Raw genomic sequence first — 15,649 nt, 5'->3', positions numbered from 1 at the left:
TAACAAGGAACGGGAAAGCCCATGCTGCTCGCCATTGATGCCGGCAACACTAACGTCGTATTTGCGCTCCTGGATGGCCAAGCCATTCGAGGGCGGTGGCGCATCGCCACTGATCCGCGGCGGACGGGCGACGAGTATGCCGTATGGCTGATGCAACTCCTGGCGATCCGCGGGGTGAGGGCGGAAGAAGTCGATCAAATCATCATCTCGACGGTGGTGCCCCGGGCGCTTCACAACCTTGAAATTCTTTCGCGGCACTACTTCAACGTGGAACCCCTGATCGCTGGACAGGGCGCGGCGGCTTTCGGTATCGATATCGATGTGGATGAGCCACGGTCCCTCGGAACCGACCGCGCGGTGAATGCCATTGCTGCCCATGCGAAACATTCCGGCGACCTCATCGTGGTCGATTTCGGTACCGCGACGACGTTCGACGTCATCGATTTCAACGGGGCGTACAAGGGCGGAATCATCGCGCCGGGGCTAAACCTCTCGCTCGATGCATTGGTCGGAAACACGGCCAAGCTCCCGCGCATAGCGATCGAGATCCCAAAGACCACTGGCGTCGTGGGGCGCAACACCGAAGATCAGATGCTGATAGGGGTCTTCTGGGGTTATGTGGCGATGATGGAAGGGCTGATTGCGCGCATCCGCGCCGAGATCGGTCGCCCGGCAAAGGTCATTGCCACGGGAGGGCTGGCTGTGCTGTTCCACGAGGCCACCGACATTTTCGATGCCGTTGACGCGGACCTCACGATCGATGGTCTCGCTATTCTTGCGCAAAGGGCCGCATCTAAGTGATTCCAGGAAATGAACTGCTGTTCTGTGCCCTCGGCGGCTCGGGCGAGATCGGCATGAACGTCAATCTTTATGGCTGTCAGGGCAAGTGGCTGATGGTCGATCTTGGAATGACCTTCTCGGGCAACGAGTATCCGGGCGTGGATCTCGTTTTCGCCGATCTCGAGTTTATCGAGAATGAGCGTGAGAACCTGCTCGGGATCGTCCTGACCCATGCGCATGAAGACCACATCGGGGCCGTGCCGTACTTCGCAGAGGACCTTGACGTACCTCTCTATGCGACCCCTTTCACTGCCAAGCTCGTCGCGGCCAAGCTGGAAGAGGCCGGCATTCTCGACAAGGTCGAACTGATCGTCGTCGACGATCTGGAGAACTTCCAGATCGGCCCCTTCGAAATCCGTTACGTGCCGCTTGCGCATTCGATCGCGGAAGGCAACGCACTGTTGATCGGCACGCCGTTCGGACGGATTTTCCATACCGGAGACTGGAAGCTCGATGACGAGCCGCAGGTCGGAACTCCGGCAACAAAGGCCGAGTTGTCTGCCATCGGCGACGAGGGTGTTCTCGCGCTCGTCTGCGATTCCACGAACGTCTTCAATCCGGAGGCGTCAGGTTCTGAAGGCGAAGTTTATCGTGGTTTGCTGGAGGAGGTAGGGCGGCACAAGGGCCGGCGTGTCGTTGTGACCACCTTTGCCTCCAACGTCGCGCGCCTTCAAACGCTTGGCGACGTTGCGAGGAAGACAGGGCGCCAGCTGTGCGTCGCCGGACGTTCGCTCGATCGCATCATCGCGGTGGGTAAATCCTGTGGCTATCTTTCGGACCTGCCCAACGTCATCGATGCGGACACCGCGATGGACCTGCCGCGAGGAGATGTCCTGATCGTAGCCACCGGGGGGCAGGGCGAACCTCGAGCCGCGTTGGCGCGCATTGCCGAGGGCAATCACCCGATCAAGCTTGAGCGCGGCGATGTGGTGCTGTTTTCGAGCCGCCAGATCCCGGGCAATGAAATCCAGATCGGTCGGATCCAGAACCGTCTTGCAGAGGCCGGGATCGTCATCGTGACGGACCGCCAGAGTCCGATCCATGTCTCGGGCCATCCGGGCCGGCCTGAACTGGAAGCGCTTTACGGTTGGCTCCGGCCGCAGATACTGCTGCCCGTGCACGGGGAAATCCGACACATGAAGGAGCAGGCGAGGTTGGGCCTGGGCTCCGGGATCCCCACGGCCGTCTTTCAGAAGAATGGCGATCTCGTGAGGCTGGCGCCGGGCCATGCCGGCAAGTTCGGCGAGGTTCGTTCGGGGCGTCTCGTGCTGGATGGTGACATCATCGCACCCGCCGATGGGGAAGCGATGGCCATGCGCCGCCGCCTCGCCTTCAACGGCGTCGTATCCGTTGCTGCGAACCGCAAGGGCCACGTGGAGGTGTCTGCCATCGGACTCCCGCTTGACGAAGATTATGATGACTTCGTTGCCGAAGCGAGGAAGGACGTTGCAGACGCGCTTGCTCGTGCGAAGAAGGGGGAACGCAGCGTGCGGATGGAAGCGGCGAGACTGGCAGCACGCCGGGCTGCGGCACGCTGGTCGGGCAAGAAGCCGCAGGTGCAGGTGCTGCTGCTGGAGGACTGAAGCGGCGTGGCGATGAACTGGACTTCGATCATTGCGATCTACGCCCTGTTCTGGGTGTTGAGCGCATTTCTGGTAATGCCGTTCGGCTTGCGTACGCCTGACCAGGTTGATGGTCACGAGGTACCAAAGGGGCATGCCGACAGTGCGCCGGTGAACTTTCGCCCGAAGGTGATTGCTTTTCGCGCGACGCTGCTCGCAGCAGGGCTGTTCTCCGCGTACTACGTCAACTATGCCGCGCAATGGATCACCGTTGACGATTTGAATTTCTTTGGAAGGCCCCCGGTCGACGATCTCGGGTATTGAGCGCGGGTTGCTCGCCTAAGAACCGGCGAGCCGACGCTCAGGGAAGGCCAGACCGCCCGCCAAGACTCCTCCTCTCGTTTGGTTAGGAGGGTGAACGTTCGCCCGCTTTTTTGTTTGCCAGAGCCGCGAATCGTTTGTCTGGGACCCGCTGGCTCGCGCAAGACAGCGGGGCTGCGGCTCAGCTGCGCAGGCGTTCGACACCCTGCGCGAGGGCCACGTAGAGCTTGCCCATGTCAGAGGATAGCAGCGTGACGCCCAAAGCGTTTCCGTCCCTCGTGGAGAGTACCTGACGCAGGATAGACTCGAAATCGTGGATGTAGCGGCTGACGTTGCCTCGAAAAGCGTCGTCACGTTCGAACAGCTGGTGGATGGCCTTGACCTCACCAGCGTCCAGAAGTCGCACCGCCCGTCGGGTGAAGATGCCGCGATCGCCGCGCAGGTATGCAGCCCATGCGGTGTCGGCGATGTCCTGCGACACCACCGAAACGATGTCGATGGCGTTCGAGTTGAGCGATTCGGTGATGATGGCGGCGCGGCGGGCGAAGTCGTTGTCGACCTGCTCCTCAGCCTCGCGGCGAGCATCTGCGACACGGCTCTCCAAGTTGCCGACCAACTGGTCCACCTTGCTTATCTGCTCGTGCAACTGACGCGTTGTCTCGTGGGTAACGCCTGCTGACCGGGCGACCGCCTGTTCCAGCTGGCCGGATATCTCGGCGACCCGGTTGCGCATGGCCTTGTCGATTGCGGAGGCGCTTTCCGCCCCCAAGGATTGGGCGATGCGAACGATGCGGTCAGGGCTGTCTTGCTCGATCGCCTCGACGGCGTGGGCAAGCTCGGAGCGCAGCGCCTCAATCGACCCTGCAAGCGCACCGCTCGCCCGATCGGCAGCCTGGCGGGTGGCGTCGTCCATTTCGGTGATCGTCGCAAGCAGGCGTGCGAACAGCGCCGTGTGATCGGCGCCACGGGCAGATAGGGAGGCCTGTGCCTGTTCGAGCCCGGTGACGAGTGCATCCAGATCACGTCCGGATGTACCGATGGAGGCGGCAAGACCTTCGCTACCCTGAACCGAGAGGCGCAGTTGAGCCATGAACGCCGCAAGGCCTTCCTGCAGACGTACAAGCCTGTCTTCCGAAACGGCCAGCCCCTCGGGCAGGGCAGTGTGGGTCTGTTTTGCGCTCGCCTGTATGAGTTCCAGCAGGCGGAGACTGTCGCCCGTCAGCTTCTCGACCTCGCTATCGGTGGAAGCGAGCGTGGCGCGCGCCGCAGTGAGGTGTTGAGCAAGGGCGCTCAGGCTGGCGCCGATACGCTGTTCGGAGTCACCGGCGGACTGCGTTATCGTGGCGAGCCGGACTTCGTAGAGCGAAAGCTCCTCCGTGACTTCGGCGGCGCGGTCGGCTAGGTTAGCCGCCTGGCTACGATGGCGCTCCAGGCGCTCGGCCATGCCCGCGTCGAGTTCCCGCAGCATGTGTTCTATCCGGGCGATTGCGTGGCGCTCCTGCTCGGCCTGACGGGATTGACGCTCTTCGGCCTCCATGGACAGGCGCTCGGCGCGAAGGCCGATGGCTTCGTCGACCTGCCTTGCTTCGGATGCAATGGCGGCAAGACGCCCTGCAAGAGCTTCGACTGCGGCTTGCTGCGCCTGCTCCAGGGCAGCACTGACCATCGAATGTTCAATAGAAAATTCATCGAGAGAACTGCGGAGAGCCTCTTGCGCCCTTTCCTCTGCATCGCGCAGGGCGCGGGATACCACATCGCTTTCATCGCGTAGCGCGACGAGGCGGGCACGAAGCGAAGTGAGGCTTTCCGCCTCGTGACGGTCGAGCTGCTGGCGCGTCTCCCGGATTTCGTCCGAGAGGGCGCTGGCGCGCCCTTTCATCGCCGAAAGGGCATCCGCCTCTTCACGGTCAAGCCGGGCCCTGAGTTCGTCACTGCGTTGTGCCAACTCGGCGAACCGCGCCGACGCGATGCCCTCCAGCTGTTCGCACTGACGGGTAAAGCCCTCCAAAGTATCACTCACCTGCTCGCGCAGCATGGTGACCTGGCGAGTACTGGCAGCACCGAACTCGTTCAAGCGATGGAAGCCTGCGACCATGTCCTCCAACTGGCCGTGAGCGGTACGACCGGCATTGGCGATGTTGTTCGTGACGTCCTTGGCGGAGTTGGCGATGACCGGCAACTGCCCGCGCAGCTTCTCCATGTTGTCCAGAGCCGCGTTGCTGACGGTGCTGATCGATTCGACCCTCGCGCCGTTTTCGCGCACGAGATCCTGCAGGCGCTCGGCGTTCTGCGACAGGCGCTCGCTTGCGAGTCTGCCCAGCGATTCCAGATCGCGAGATTGCGCGGCAAGAAATTCACGGGCCAGGCTAAGTTCCCGGTTCACCCCGGCGAGGCGCCGCTCCAGAGATGCCGATTCCGACGAGAGCCTATGAGCCACATCCGCGAACCGCCCAGCTTCGCGGGTACTGTGACGCATCGCCAGAAGCCAGATCACTCCGACCAGAAGGACAGGAACGCACCAGGTCGCGATGAGCTCGGGAAGCTGAGCGAGCAAGGGCTGGTCGGAAGGAGAAGAGGCTTGTCCGGCGATGAAGAGAGCAGTCCACGCCGTTACGGCAGTTGCTGCGGCCACGATCGGCCAACGGCGGCGTGACGACTGTTCGGCGGCGATCTCATCCGCAACTGCAGGCTCGTCCTCGTCGATCCCCGCCTCGTTCCAGTTCTCACAAGCTGGGAGCGCTGCGGGTGCGGGGCCGCCCCCTTCGGGATCGGACTCCGTACGTTCGCCGCTGCTCGTCCCTAAGGCGATGATCCTGTGTTCCCCAGCCATCCAGGCAGAATATCACGGGCGGCTCGGCGATAAACCCCAGTTTAACGACTTCGCCATTATCCTGGGGAAATGGCGTATGAAGCGGGCGCACTTGAAGCTACACTGGCTGCTGCAGCGGGCGGCGATCCTTTGCTGATGGCGGAGCTACGCCAGGCATTCGTCGATAGCGTTGCCAGGCAGGTAGACCTCCTGGAACGATCGCGATGCGACGGGAACTGGATCGTGGCCGCCATGCGCCTCAAGGGCCTCGCCGCGAGCTTTCACTCTGACCGCCTGCGCATCCTAGCCGAAAGGGCACTGAGCGCCGCCCCCGGAGAGCCTACGGCACTCCGAGACTTGAGGGCCTACCTCGCAGAGTTTTCCCTAGACTGATCGTTCGGTTCCGCTTGGAACTTGTCAGGCACCTGCCTAAACGATGAGGTTGGGTGCTGGAGTTCGGATTTGCGGATCGCATTGCTGGCCATGATGGAGCCTGCCGGGACGGGGCAGCCGTCTTCCCGTGCATTCCTGCGCGTGGCAGGGGCGAGCGTTGCTCAGCACCAGGTGGGGATGGCGCTGGCATTCGCTTGCCAGCGGGTAATATGCCTAGCTCGAGGCGCGTCCGCCGAAATGATCGCGCTCCAGCACGCCGCTGAAGGCGCGGGCCTCCAGTTCACCATTGCCACCGGGCCGGGCCAACTGGCCGGGCTTGTCACCGCCACCGATGAACTCGTCGTGATGTCCGAGGGGCTGTTCGTTGACCCCGGTAAAGCATTGCCCTTGCTGGAGGGGCGCACGCCGGTGGTGCTGGTCCAACCCGTTGAAGGCGCGCTGGCGGCCGGGTTCGAGCGGATCGACATCAACAGAGCAACGGCCGGTCTGATGCGCGTGCCTGGTGAACTTGTGGAACAGTTGCATCAACTCCCCATCGACGTCGACGTGCCGTCCGCTCTCACTCGGATTGCCCTGCAGACGGGGATTGCCATGCGCGAGATCCCTGCGGCGGCTCGATCCGGCACGGCATGGCGGGTCGTTCGTACAGAGGCCGAGGCGTTTGCACTCGAAGACGACTGGCTGCGCTCGCGCCTCGGCGACGATGCAGGCAGGTCTCCCGGCCGGGCGTTGGCCCGCATCGGCGTCCTGAGCTTTGGCTCCTCCCTCCTCCATGCGGGCAATGCGAGCAACGCCGTATCCCTTGCGGTGCTCGCTTCGATCGCCATGGCTGCTGGTTTGGGGTGGTTCGGGCTGGCGGCCGGCGGCTTTGCCTTCGTTGCCGTAGCCTGGGTGCTGGCTGAAGCGAGCCGGCTGCTGCGGTCTGCCGAGCGGCAGGCACTCGGACAGCCGCTTCCTGCGATCCCGCGCGCTGATGCCTTGGGGTGGGCCATCGATCTTGCCTTCACGGCACTGATCCTTGTGGACACGCCGCGGTTCCCGGGAGAGCCGGTGCTGGCGTGGTTGTGCGTGCCGGCTATCCTGATGATGATCGTGATCCTGCTGCCAAGGGTCGTCGAAGGCCGTCCTCGAGGGTGGATTTCAGACAGGGCGCTGCTTGGGCTCGTCCTTGCTGTGGCTTCAGCTTTCGGCCAGGTTCTTCTGGTTGTCCGGCTCCTTTGCGCCATTCTCCTTGCCGCAGCGCTCCTCGTGCCGCTGCGGCGACACGGATAACCTTGGATTAACCAAATGCCCGTTAGACAGGTCATATGATCGACCAAGTCTCCCCGCCAACGGCACCGAAGTGCCTCGGCCTCCCCTTACGGGAGGCACTTGCGCGAGGGGACGCCGTGGCGGGTACAGCCGTGCCGATCCTGCGTCATCTTATTGGGGCAGGCGATCTTTCAATCTTCAGCGAAGAGACTGTGGCGCGGATTCGCGGAATGCTTGCCGATGTTGCGCGGCAACTGCTCGACGCGCTTGTCGGCGACGAAGGACATCGCGTTCACTCGCCGGGAGAGGTCGAGGTAGTGGGCCATGCGCTGCTCGACAACACCGCTCTTGTGACCCACCTTCATGCCTTGACGCTGGAATGGCAGTTGACCGAGCGGCTGCAAGGACGGCTCGGCCTCGATCCAGTCGCTTCGCCGCTACTGCAAAGAGCTTTGGTCTCGACCCAGCCGTTGGCCCGGAGCGAGGCGGCTGCGTTCCTGTCGACCCAGGTCCGCTGGTGCCACGCACAACGAGGCATGGGCCTGCCACTGGCCGAACTGCCTGCGGAACTGCTGGACATCGCTCTCTATACGCTTCGTACGCTTGCCGGTTTCGAACCTGCGCTTGCAGAAAGAGCCGGTGTGGTCGAAGATGAGCTTCGCCGCTCGCACGACGAAGCGTCGACGCGGATCGGGCTTGCCACAAAGCTCCTTGCGACTTTGTCGCAAGAGGGAGGGCATCAGGGACTTTCGATTTCCGACGCCGGGGTGCCGTTATTCCTCACGGCAGTTGCTACGGCATCAAATCAATCGCGCGATAGCGTTCTGCGTTACACCCACCGCAGTCAGGCGGTTCGCCTTGCTCTTGCCTTTCGAGCGGCGGGCTTGGATGACCGCGAAGTGAGGGCTCAGGTAGCGGCCTTTGATCCAAGCTGTGCGCTCCCGGATGGATTGGCGCAGATCGATGCCGTAGAGGCCGCGGCAATCCTGTCTGCCCCTCCGCAGCCCCGGCCCTACGCGCTGTGACGCGCGAGGATGGCTCGATAATCGCGCTGGGATCCATCGACGCGCAGGACCGCCTGCTGAATGCGGACGAGCCTCTTGCCGGATTGCAGGTGCGGTGCGGGGGGGAGATTCCGGGCACGATCGCAGTGCCCGAGCTTCTCGATCTGGTGCGCCGGGTGCGTCTCTCCCGCCACGCCATGGCGCTGACGGTGAATGCTTATGACGGAAGCGATGCGATCAGCGCATGGGTCGAGGTGGAGCCCGGCGAAGCGGATGACCATGATGGCTGCATTATCCGCGTTCGTTCATGGCAGGCCGCCCCTGCCTCGCAGGAAGAAGGCGCTCAGGCGAGCGAACGGCAGGCGACGATCGATCGTCATGTCGCCGAACTTTGCGCTTATCTTGACGCCGGGCAGCGCTTGCTTGCAGTCGCTTCGGACTCGCAGGAACTTGCCACGTTGACCGCGACAATGGAGGCGGGGGCTGGGCGGCTCTGGACGGAATTCCTCGCACCAGAAAAAATCACTCATCAACAGCCCCTTCATTGGCGATTGCTTGATGGAACACGCGTGATCGTCCCAGGATCGGCAAGGTCATGGCGCGTATCATTGCTGCCGATGGTGTCTCCGGGTTGCGAGCCGGCCGGGTTCGAATTGCTGCTGCTTTCCGATGAGCCGGCAGCTCACGACCCTATCGTGATCGAGCCCGCACCGCCCCCTCGACGAAGCCTTGTCGGTCAGGATCTGGCGCCGGTTTTGAAGCAGCCTATATCCCGTATCGTCGCCAACGCGGAGACGATACGTACCCGCTTGGCAGGGCCACTGCCCGATGCCTACGCGGAGTATGCGGGCGAAATAGCCGGTGCCGGTAAACTGCTGCTGTCGCTTCTGGAGGACATGGCCGACCTTGAAGTGGTCGAGTCCGGCAGTTTCACAACGATACCGGAGCCAATCGATCTGTCCGAAGTGGCGCGCCAGGCGGCGGGTATTCTCAACGTCCGCGCGCGTGAGAAAGGCATTGTGATAAATGCCCCGGCTGTGGATGAGAGTGTGCCGGCCTTGGCCGAATTTCGCCGGGTCCTACAGATCCTGCTCAACCTGATTGGCAACGCCATCCGGTACACTGATGAAAATACACAAGTTTTTATACACGCGGAGCAAGCTGGACAGTTCGCGCGCGTGACCGTAACCGATGAAGGCGCGGGCATTCCCAGCGAGGATCAGGTACGTATCTTCGACAAGTTCGAGCGCCTCGGCCGGAGTGGAGACGGCGGATCGGGGCTGGGCCTCTATATCTCTCGAAGTCTGGCGCGCGCGATGGGGGGCGATCTGACTGTGTCCAGCGAGCCAGGGCAGGGCGCCTGTTTCACGCTCGAGGTACCGGCAACTCCTGGGGCCTAAGTTAGCCTCTTCGCGCCAGCCAGACCACGATACCGCCCACCGCAGCCAGGACGGCACCGCGCACTGCCCAGGCGCGGTCTGCCAGCATGAAGCTGTCTGCCGGCCACAAGACCACACCCGTCCCCTGACCGACGAACAGCAATCCGGCTAGGATTGCAAGCAAGCCCAGCAATGTAGCGATGATCCGAATGAACAGCATATCGTCGCGCCCCCGACTGGTTGACGTAAACGTAAACAGCGGATGCGGCCGGATTGTGGCGGCTGCTCTTCGAACCGGATCCATAACGGAAAAAAGGCCCCCGCTCGCGCGGAGGCCTTCCCTCGGGTACCGCGACTGCCCGCGGTTCGTTGACTTGGTAGAGGTCGTCAGCGCTTGTCCAACGGCACGTAATCGCGCTGCGTCGGACCGGTATAGAGCTGGCGAGGACGACCGATCTTCTGGCCCGGGTCGGAGATCATCTCGTTCCACTGTGCGACCCAGCCCACCGTACGGGCAAGCGCGAACAGCACGGTGAACATCGTCGTCGGGAAGCCGATCGCGGACAGGATGATCCCGGAGTAGAAGTCCACGTTCGGGAACAGCTTCTTCTCGACGAAATACGGATCGTTGAGCGCGATTTCTTCAAGCCGAAGCGCGGTTTCGAACAGCGGGTCGGTGACCTTCAGCGCCTCGAAGACCTCACGCACCGTCGACTGCATGACTGTCGCGCGGGGGTCGTAGTTCTTGTAGACGCGATGGCCAAAGCCCATCAGACGGAACGGATCGTTCTTGTCCTTGGCCCGCTCAATGTAGTGCGGGATCTTGTCCGGGGTGCCGATTTCCTTGAGCATGTTGAGCGCGGCTTCGTTGGCGCCGCCATGGGCAGGGCCCCAAAGGCAGGCGATGCCGGCTGCGATGCACGCGAAGGGATTGGCACCCGAGGAACCGGCGAGACGCACCGTCGATGTCGAGGCGTTCTGCTCGTGGTCGGCGTGAAGGATGAAGATGCGATCCATCGCCTTCTCGACGGCGGGGATCACCTCGTACTCCTCCGCGGGCACGCCGAAGGTCATGCGCAGGAAGTTGCCGGTGTAGCTAAGGTTGTTGTCCGGGTAGAGGAATGGCTGACCAACGGAATACTTGTACGCCATCGCAGCGATCGTGGGCATCTTGGCGATCAGGCGGTGCGAGCTGATCTTGCGATGCTCGGGATCGGCGATGTCGGTCGAATCGTGGTAGAACGCGGAGAGCGCTCCGACCACGCCGCACATGATCGCCATCGGGTGCGCATCGCGGCGGAAGCCACGGTAGAACGTCGCCAGCTGTTCGTGCAGCATGGTGTGACGGCTGATGGTGTAGCTGAACTTCTCAAGCTCGTCCTTGCTCGGGAGTTCACCGTTCAGCAGAAGATAGCTGACTTCCATGAACGAGGAGTTTTCGGCCAGCTGGCCGATGGGGTAGCCGCGGTGAAGCAGCACGCCTTCGTCGCCGTCGATGTAGGTGAGAGCGGACTCGCAGCTTGCCGTGGACGTGAAGCCGGGGTCGAAGGTGAACTTGCCGGTCTGCGCATAGAGCTTGCGGATATCCACGACATCCGGACCGACACTCCCTTTCAGGATCGGGTATTCGAAATCCGCGCCGCCAGCGCTCAGTTTAGCCTGATCACCCACCAGTAATGTCTCCTTATGCCTGCGACCCGGCGGAAACGTTCGCCTGCGCACCAATGCGCGCAAGGCTTTCTTCCCGTCCGAGCAGTACCAGTACGTCGAAAATCCCTGGCGAGGTCGTCTGACCTGTCAGGGCCGCCCGCAACGGCTGTGCGAGCTTGCCAAGGCCCAGTCCCAGTTCCTCGGCCATTGCTTTCAAGCTCGCTTCCAATCCCTCCAAAGTCCAGTCTGCCAAGATGGACAGGCGCTCGTGAACGACCGCGAGACGGCTACGCGCCTCGTCATTCAAGAGGCCGAGCGCCTTCTCGCTCATGGCGAGCGGGCGATCGGCGAACAGGAAGGCAGCGCCTTCTGCAAGTTCGTTGAGGTCCTTGGCGCGGACCTTGAGCACGGGCATCGCGCGAGCCAAAAGGCTGAGATCCGCACGAGCGGGAGCCTCGATGCGCGGCGCCACCAGTGCGGCAAGGCGCTCGTCATCTGCTTCGCGCAAGTAATGCCCGTTGAGGTTCTGAAGCTTGGCAAGGTCAAAGCGGGAAGGCGACTTGCCGACATCGACCATGTCGAACCATTCGACAGCCTGCTCGCGAGAGATGATCTCCTCGTCGCCATGGCCCCAGCCAAGACGAAGGAGGTAATTGAAAACGGCTTCTGGCAGGATGCCCAACTCGTCACGATAGGCGTCGACGCCCAATGCCCCGTGCCGCTTCGAAAGCTTCGCGCCGTCCGAACCATGGATCAGGGGCACGTGCCCATAGACCGGAACGTTCCAGCCCATAGCCTCGATGACCACGAGCTGGCGAAAGGCGTTGTTGAGGTGATCGTCACCGCGAAGGACATGGGTGACGCCCATGTCGTTGTCGTCCACGACCACCGCCAGCATATAAGTAGGCGTTCCGTCACTGCGAAGGATGACGAAGTCGTCGATCTCGATATTCTGGACCGTGACAGTACCCTGCACGAGATCGTCGATCGTCGTTTCGCCGTCGCGGCGGGCTTTCACGCGAACTACATAAGGCTTGTCGGCCGGCCACGTGGATGGATCGGCATCGCGCCACTCAGAGTCGATGCGGAAGGGGCGGCGCTCTTCCTGAGCTTTCTGGCGCCGCTCGGCCAGTTGCTCGGGCGTCAGGTAGCAGCGGTAAGCATCGCCGTTCTCAAGCATCTGCGCAGCGACCTGCGCATGACGTTCCGAACGAGCGAACTGGAAGACCGGCGGCTCGTCTCCTTCGAGCCCGAGCCAGCCAAGACCGTCGAAGATCGCATCGATGGCAGCGTCGGTCGATCGGACGCGGTCGGTGTCCTCGATCCGCAGCAGGTACTTGCCGCCATGATGGCGAGCGAATAGCCAGTTGAACAAGGCAGTCCGGGCACCGCCGATATGAAGATAACCCGTGGGCGAAGGGGCAAACCGCGTCACGACCGCTTTGCTGCCGGTCGCCTCGCCTGTTGCACTGCCGCTTGCCATCGATAACACCTTGCTGTCCTATGTGCGCCATGGGGAACCTGGGCGCGACTGTCGAAAATGCGTCTCCGAGAGAGGCCGGAGCCGCTGCATTGCAGCATCGGCCATGGACCGGTGGAGGCGACTTGTCGAGGCCTTTGGAGGCCATCGAGCGATTTCTTTCGGGCGCCGGTTTCGATCGCGGGCCCTGGCTCGCCGTTGCCTTCGCGGCGGGCATCGTAGCCTGGTTTGCGCTACCTACCAAAGCAGACTGGATCGGCTTTCTCGCGGCATGTGCGATCGTGGCGGTCTGTGGCGTGGCTCCCTGGAAAAGCGCTCGAAACTATCCCTATCTCCGCCAGGCCCTGGTAGTAATCGCCCTGCTTGCGATCGCCGGTTGCCTGACTGTGTGGGCCCGTTCCTCGATCGTCGGCGAGGTGCCTATTGAACGGCCGATCGTAGGCACGTTCACGGCAAAGGTACTGCAGATCGAGCCGCAACCGGCTCTGGAACGAGATCGTCTGATCCTTTCGATGCGCGAGCCTGTGACGGGTCGCGCAATCAAGGTGCGCGTCAATGTTCCCGGTCGGAACCTTGCAGGGAAGGTCGCCATCGACGACGTGGTGCGGTTCAAAGGGCGTCTGATGCCGCCGGCACCTCCTATGTTGCCGGGCGCCTATAACTTCGCGCGCACCGCCTGGTTTTCCGGTATTGCGGCGAGTGGATCGTCACTCGGGGAAATCGCAGTGGTGAAGCAAAGCGGTGGAGGAGGGCGCAAGCTCTCCGACATGCGCCGCGCGTTGGCCAATCACATCCGCGCGCAGATCGGAGATGAACGCGCCGGCATTGCAACGGCGCTGGTGACCGGCGACCGGGGAGGCATCATGGATGCCGACGCGGAGGCCATGCGCGATTCCGGGCTCGCCCATCTGCTCTCCGTCAGCGGCCTGCACGTCGGCGCCGTCGTGGGCGCGGTCTACGTGCTGTCTCTAAGGGTACTTGCGCTTAGCACGTGGTTGGCGCTGCGGCTGCGCTTGCCGGTGGCCGCTGCCGGCATCGGGGCACTCGCCGGGGTGGGATATACTCTGCTTTCCGGATCGGAGGTGCCGACGGTACGCTCCTGTCTTGGCGCCTTGCTGGTGCTTGCGGCGTTGTCACTGGGACGCGAAGCACTGTCTTTGCGGATGCTGGCAGTGGCGGCGTTCTGCGTCATGCTCCTCTGGCCGGAATCGGTCACCGGTCCAAGCTTCCAGATGAGCTTCGGCGCGGTTCTCGCGCTCGTGGCTGTGAGCACCTCGGCCCCGGCCAAGAACTTCATGCAGCCAAGGGACGAATTCCTCGTGGCCAGAGTAATGCGCCATCTCGCGATGCTGCTGCTTACAGGCTTGGTAATCGATCTTGCGCTGATGCCCATCGGCCTGTTCCATTTCCACCGCGCCGGAATCTATGGAGCGCTCGCGAATGTGACTGCTATTCCCTTGACGACTTTCGTCGTCATGCCGCTGCTTGCCGGAGCCTTGTTGCTGGATGTCGTAGGAGCGGGCGGTCCGCTGTGGTGGCTTGCTCAGGTGGCAATCGACCTGCTGACCGCAATCGCCCACTGGTTTGCATCGCGTCCCGCTGCGGTGACAATTCTTCCTGCCGGCCAGAATTATGCGTTCGTCGTTTTCGTGGCGGGAGGGCTGTGGCTGGGGCTGTGGTCTGGGAAAGTACGTTGGCTGGGCCTGCCCTTTGCGCTTCTGGGCGCAGGCATTCTGGCGCTTGCCGAGCCGCCCGATGTCCTTGTCTCGGGAGATGGGCGGCACGTGGGCCTCCTTGAGCCCGGCGGCAAACGCTTGTTCGTCCTGCGCAACGGAGGCGAAGGCTATGCGCGTGACAACCTCATGGAGTTGGCGGGGATTGAGGGGGAGCCGGCGCTGCTGAAGGAATGGCCCGGCGCACGCTGCAATCCGGACTTCTGCGCTGTCGTCATTGTCAAAACAGGAAGAGCCTGGCGCCTGCTCATCTCGCAGGGCAGGAACGGGGTGCCCGAACGTGCGCTGGCGGCAGCCTGCGACAGGAGTGACATCGTGATCTCCGACCGGTGGCTGCCGCGTAGCTGCGTGCCGCGCTGGTTCAAGGCGGATCGCAACTCTCTTTCCCAAACAGGGGGAATTGCGCTCAACCTTGCGCGGCAGGAACTAACGACCGTGGCGCAAAGCCAAGGCAACCATGGCTGGTGGCGCCCCGCACCGCAACCCCTGAAAAGGCCAGCCAGGCCGCCCGGCCTGTCCGCTCAGTGATACCGGCGCAGAAGACCCGCCAGCTTGCCTTGCACTTCCACCTCATCGGGTCCGTAGATCTGCGGTTCATATGCCGCATTGGCCGGATCGAGGCGAACCATCCCCTCTTCTCGGCGCAGGTATTTCAGAGTCGCTTCCTCTCCCCGGACCAGCGCAACGACGATTTCGCCATCCCGCGCGGAGTTCGTGCGCTTCACAAGCGCGAAGTCACCGTCAAGAATGCCAGCCTCCACCATCGAGTCGCCTGACACTTCAAGCGCATAGTGCTCTCCCGATCCGAGAAGGGCCGCCGGAACCGGCAGCATAGACTGCCCTTCAAGCGCTTCGATCGGCACACCTGCTGCGATTCGACCGTGGAGCGGGATCTCGATGACATCGTTTGCAGGTTGTGCAGGCCGCTCGGGTGCGCGAACCGGAACCGTCTGGTTGCCAGCGACCGCCTCTGCGCGCGCGGGCTTGGTCCCGGAATCGTCAGGTTGACGCAAGACTTCGAGGGCTCGGGCGCGGTTGGGGAGGCGGCGAATGAAGCCGCGTTCCTCTAGCGCGGAAATCAAACGGTGAACGCCGGACTTCGACTTGAGATCAAGCGCCTCTTTCATCTCCTCGAAGCTTGGAGAGATGCCGCTTTCCTCCAGTCGAGACTGGATGAACCGAAGCAATTCGTGCTGCTTGCGCGTCAACATTGTTGCTGCCCTTTCG

General features: G+C 62.7%; 14 protein-coding genes. 8 read left to right on the top strand and 6 right to left on the bottom strand.

Features of this window, described 5'->3' with window-relative positions; genetic code table 11:
- Window positions 1-21 precede the first annotated feature (21 nt).
- The 3 genes from GR702_RS03530 to GR702_RS03520 are packed head-to-tail and all read left to right on the top strand — an operon-like array spanning window position 22 to window position 2,726.
- A complete protein-coding gene (locus tag GR702_RS03530; protein ID WP_160984590.1) occupies window positions 22-801 on the top strand; it encodes a type III pantothenate kinase in 780 nt (259 codons plus the stop codon).
- A complete protein-coding gene (locus GR702_RS03525) occupies window positions 798-2,423 on the top strand; it encodes an MBL fold metallo-hydrolase (RefSeq protein WP_160984589.1) in 1,626 nt (541 codons plus the stop codon). The genes GR702_RS03530 and GR702_RS03525 overlap by 4 nt, the downstream gene beginning before the upstream one ends.
- Before the next feature lie 12 nt (window positions 2,424-2,435).
- A complete protein-coding gene (locus GR702_RS03520; protein ID WP_160984863.1) occupies window positions 2,436-2,726 on the top strand; it encodes a DUF1467 family protein in 291 nt (96 codons plus the stop codon).
- A 178-nt stretch (window positions 2,727-2,904) separates the two neighbouring features.
- Here GR702_RS03520 and GR702_RS03515 read toward each other — a convergent pair whose 3' ends face one another.
- Complete coding sequence (locus GR702_RS03515; protein WP_160984588.1) at window positions 2,905-5,553, bottom strand: coiled-coil domain-containing protein; 2,649 nt, start codon at window positions 5,551-5,553, stop codon at window positions 2,905-2,907.
- 69 nt (window positions 5,554-5,622) lie between these two features.
- Here GR702_RS03515 and GR702_RS22255 point away from each other — a divergent pair, with 69 nt between their 5' ends.
- Complete coding sequence (locus GR702_RS22255; protein WP_160984587.1) at window positions 5,623-5,925, top strand: Hpt domain-containing protein; 303 nt, start codon at window positions 5,623-5,625, stop codon at window positions 5,923-5,925.
- Window positions 5,926-6,162: 237 nt separating this feature from the next.
- A complete protein-coding gene (locus GR702_RS03505) occupies window positions 6,163-7,197 on the top strand; it encodes a hypothetical protein (RefSeq protein ID WP_237449538.1) in 1,035 nt (344 codons plus the stop codon).
- Between the two features lie 170 nt (window positions 7,198-7,367).
- Here the strand turns inward: GR702_RS03505 and GR702_RS22535 are convergent, their stop codons facing one another.
- Window positions 7,368-7,502: a hypothetical protein gene (locus tag GR702_RS22535; protein ID WP_272916644.1), complete on the bottom strand. Its 135-nt coding sequence runs from the start codon at window positions 7,500-7,502 to the stop codon at window positions 7,368-7,370.
- Between GR702_RS22535 and GR702_RS03500 the strand changes: the two genes are divergently transcribed.
- Together GR702_RS03500 and GR702_RS03495 are read left to right on the top strand one after the other, a co-directional pair.
- Complete coding sequence (locus GR702_RS03500) at window positions 7,494-8,201, top strand: hypothetical protein (RefSeq protein WP_237449537.1); 708 nt, start codon at window positions 7,494-7,496, stop codon at window positions 8,199-8,201. The two genes, GR702_RS22535 and GR702_RS03500, sit on opposite strands and share 9 nt — an antisense overlap.
- Window positions 8,198-9,580, top strand: a complete 1,383-nt coding sequence (locus GR702_RS03495) for an ATP-binding protein (protein ID WP_160984585.1) — start codon at window positions 8,198-8,200, stop codon at window positions 9,578-9,580. The genes GR702_RS03500 and GR702_RS03495 overlap by 4 nt, the downstream gene beginning before the upstream one ends.
- Window position 9,581: 1 nt before the next feature.
- On the opposite strand, the gene GR702_RS03490 is transcribed toward GR702_RS03495, so the two are convergent.
- The 3 genes from GR702_RS03490 to gltX all read right to left on the bottom strand — a co-directional run bounded on the left by GR702_RS03490 (window position 9,582) and on the right by gltX (window position 12,692).
- On the bottom strand, window positions 9,582-9,779 hold the full coding sequence (locus GR702_RS03490) for a hypothetical protein (protein WP_160984584.1): 198 nt from the start codon (window positions 9,777-9,779) through the stop codon (window positions 9,582-9,584).
- 167 nt (window positions 9,780-9,946) lie between these two features.
- Window positions 9,947-11,230: a citrate synthase gene (locus GR702_RS03485; protein ID WP_160984583.1), complete on the bottom strand. Its 1,284-nt coding sequence runs from the start codon at window positions 11,228-11,230 to the stop codon at window positions 9,947-9,949.
- Between the two features lie 13 nt (window positions 11,231-11,243).
- The gene (gene gltX, locus GR702_RS03480) at window positions 11,244-12,692 is read right to left on the bottom strand and encodes a glutamate--tRNA ligase (RefSeq protein WP_160984582.1); all 1,449 of its coding nucleotides are present in this window, start codon (window positions 12,690-12,692) and stop codon (window positions 11,244-11,246) included.
- A gap of 122 nt (window positions 12,693-12,814) precedes the next feature.
- On the opposite strand from gltX, the gene GR702_RS03475 reads away from it, so the two are divergent.
- Entirely contained in the window at window positions 12,815-14,950 is a 2,136-nt protein-coding gene (locus GR702_RS03475) for a ComEC/Rec2 family competence protein (protein WP_237449536.1), read from the top strand.
- On the opposite strand, the gene lexA is transcribed toward GR702_RS03475, so the two are convergent.
- Entirely contained in the window at window positions 14,944-15,633 is a 690-nt protein-coding gene (gene lexA, locus GR702_RS03470) for a transcriptional repressor LexA (RefSeq protein WP_160984580.1), read from the bottom strand. The two genes, GR702_RS03475 and lexA, sit on opposite strands and share 7 nt — an antisense overlap.
- Between the last annotated feature and the right edge of the window lie 16 nt (window positions 15,634-15,649).

Source organism: Novosphingobium silvae, from assembly GCF_009856825.1.
Lineage (GTDB): Bacteria > Pseudomonadota > Alphaproteobacteria > Sphingomonadales > Sphingomonadaceae > Novosphingobium > Novosphingobium silvae.
This window is presented reverse-complemented; position numbering and strand designations above follow the sequence as displayed.

Excerpts from the sequence above, each read along its gene's own strand:
- GR702_RS03530 (WP_160984590.1), top strand. The coding sequence starts at position 22 with ATGCTGCTCGCCATTGATGCCGGCAACACTAACGTCGTATTTGCGCTC.
- GR702_RS03520 (WP_160984863.1), top strand. The coding sequence starts at position 2,436 with ATGAACTGGACTTCGATCATTGCGATCTACGCCCTGTTCTGGGTGTTG.
- GR702_RS03515 (WP_160984588.1), bottom strand. The coding sequence starts at position 5,553 with ATGGCTGGGGAACACAGGATCATCGCCTTAGGGACGAGCAGCGGCGAA.
- GR702_RS22255 (WP_160984587.1), top strand. The coding sequence starts at position 5,623 with ATGGCGTATGAAGCGGGCGCACTTGAAGCTACACTGGCTGCTGCAGCG.
- GR702_RS03505 (WP_237449538.1), top strand. The coding sequence starts at position 6,163 with ATGATCGCGCTCCAGCACGCCGCTGAAGGCGCGGGCCTCCAGTTCACC.
- GR702_RS22535 (WP_272916644.1), bottom strand. The coding sequence starts at position 7,502 with ATGGCCCACTACCTCGACCTCTCCCGGCGAGTGAACGCGATGTCCTTC.
- GR702_RS03490 (WP_160984584.1), bottom strand. The coding sequence starts at position 9,779 with ATGCTGTTCATTCGGATCATCGCTACATTGCTGGGCTTGCTTGCAATC.
- gltX (WP_160984582.1), bottom strand. The coding sequence starts at position 12,692 with ATGGCAAGCGGCAGTGCAACAGGCGAGGCGACCGGCAGCAAAGCGGTC.
- lexA (WP_160984580.1), bottom strand. The coding sequence starts at position 15,633 with ATGTTGACGCGCAAGCAGCACGAATTGCTTCGGTTCATCCAGTCTCGA.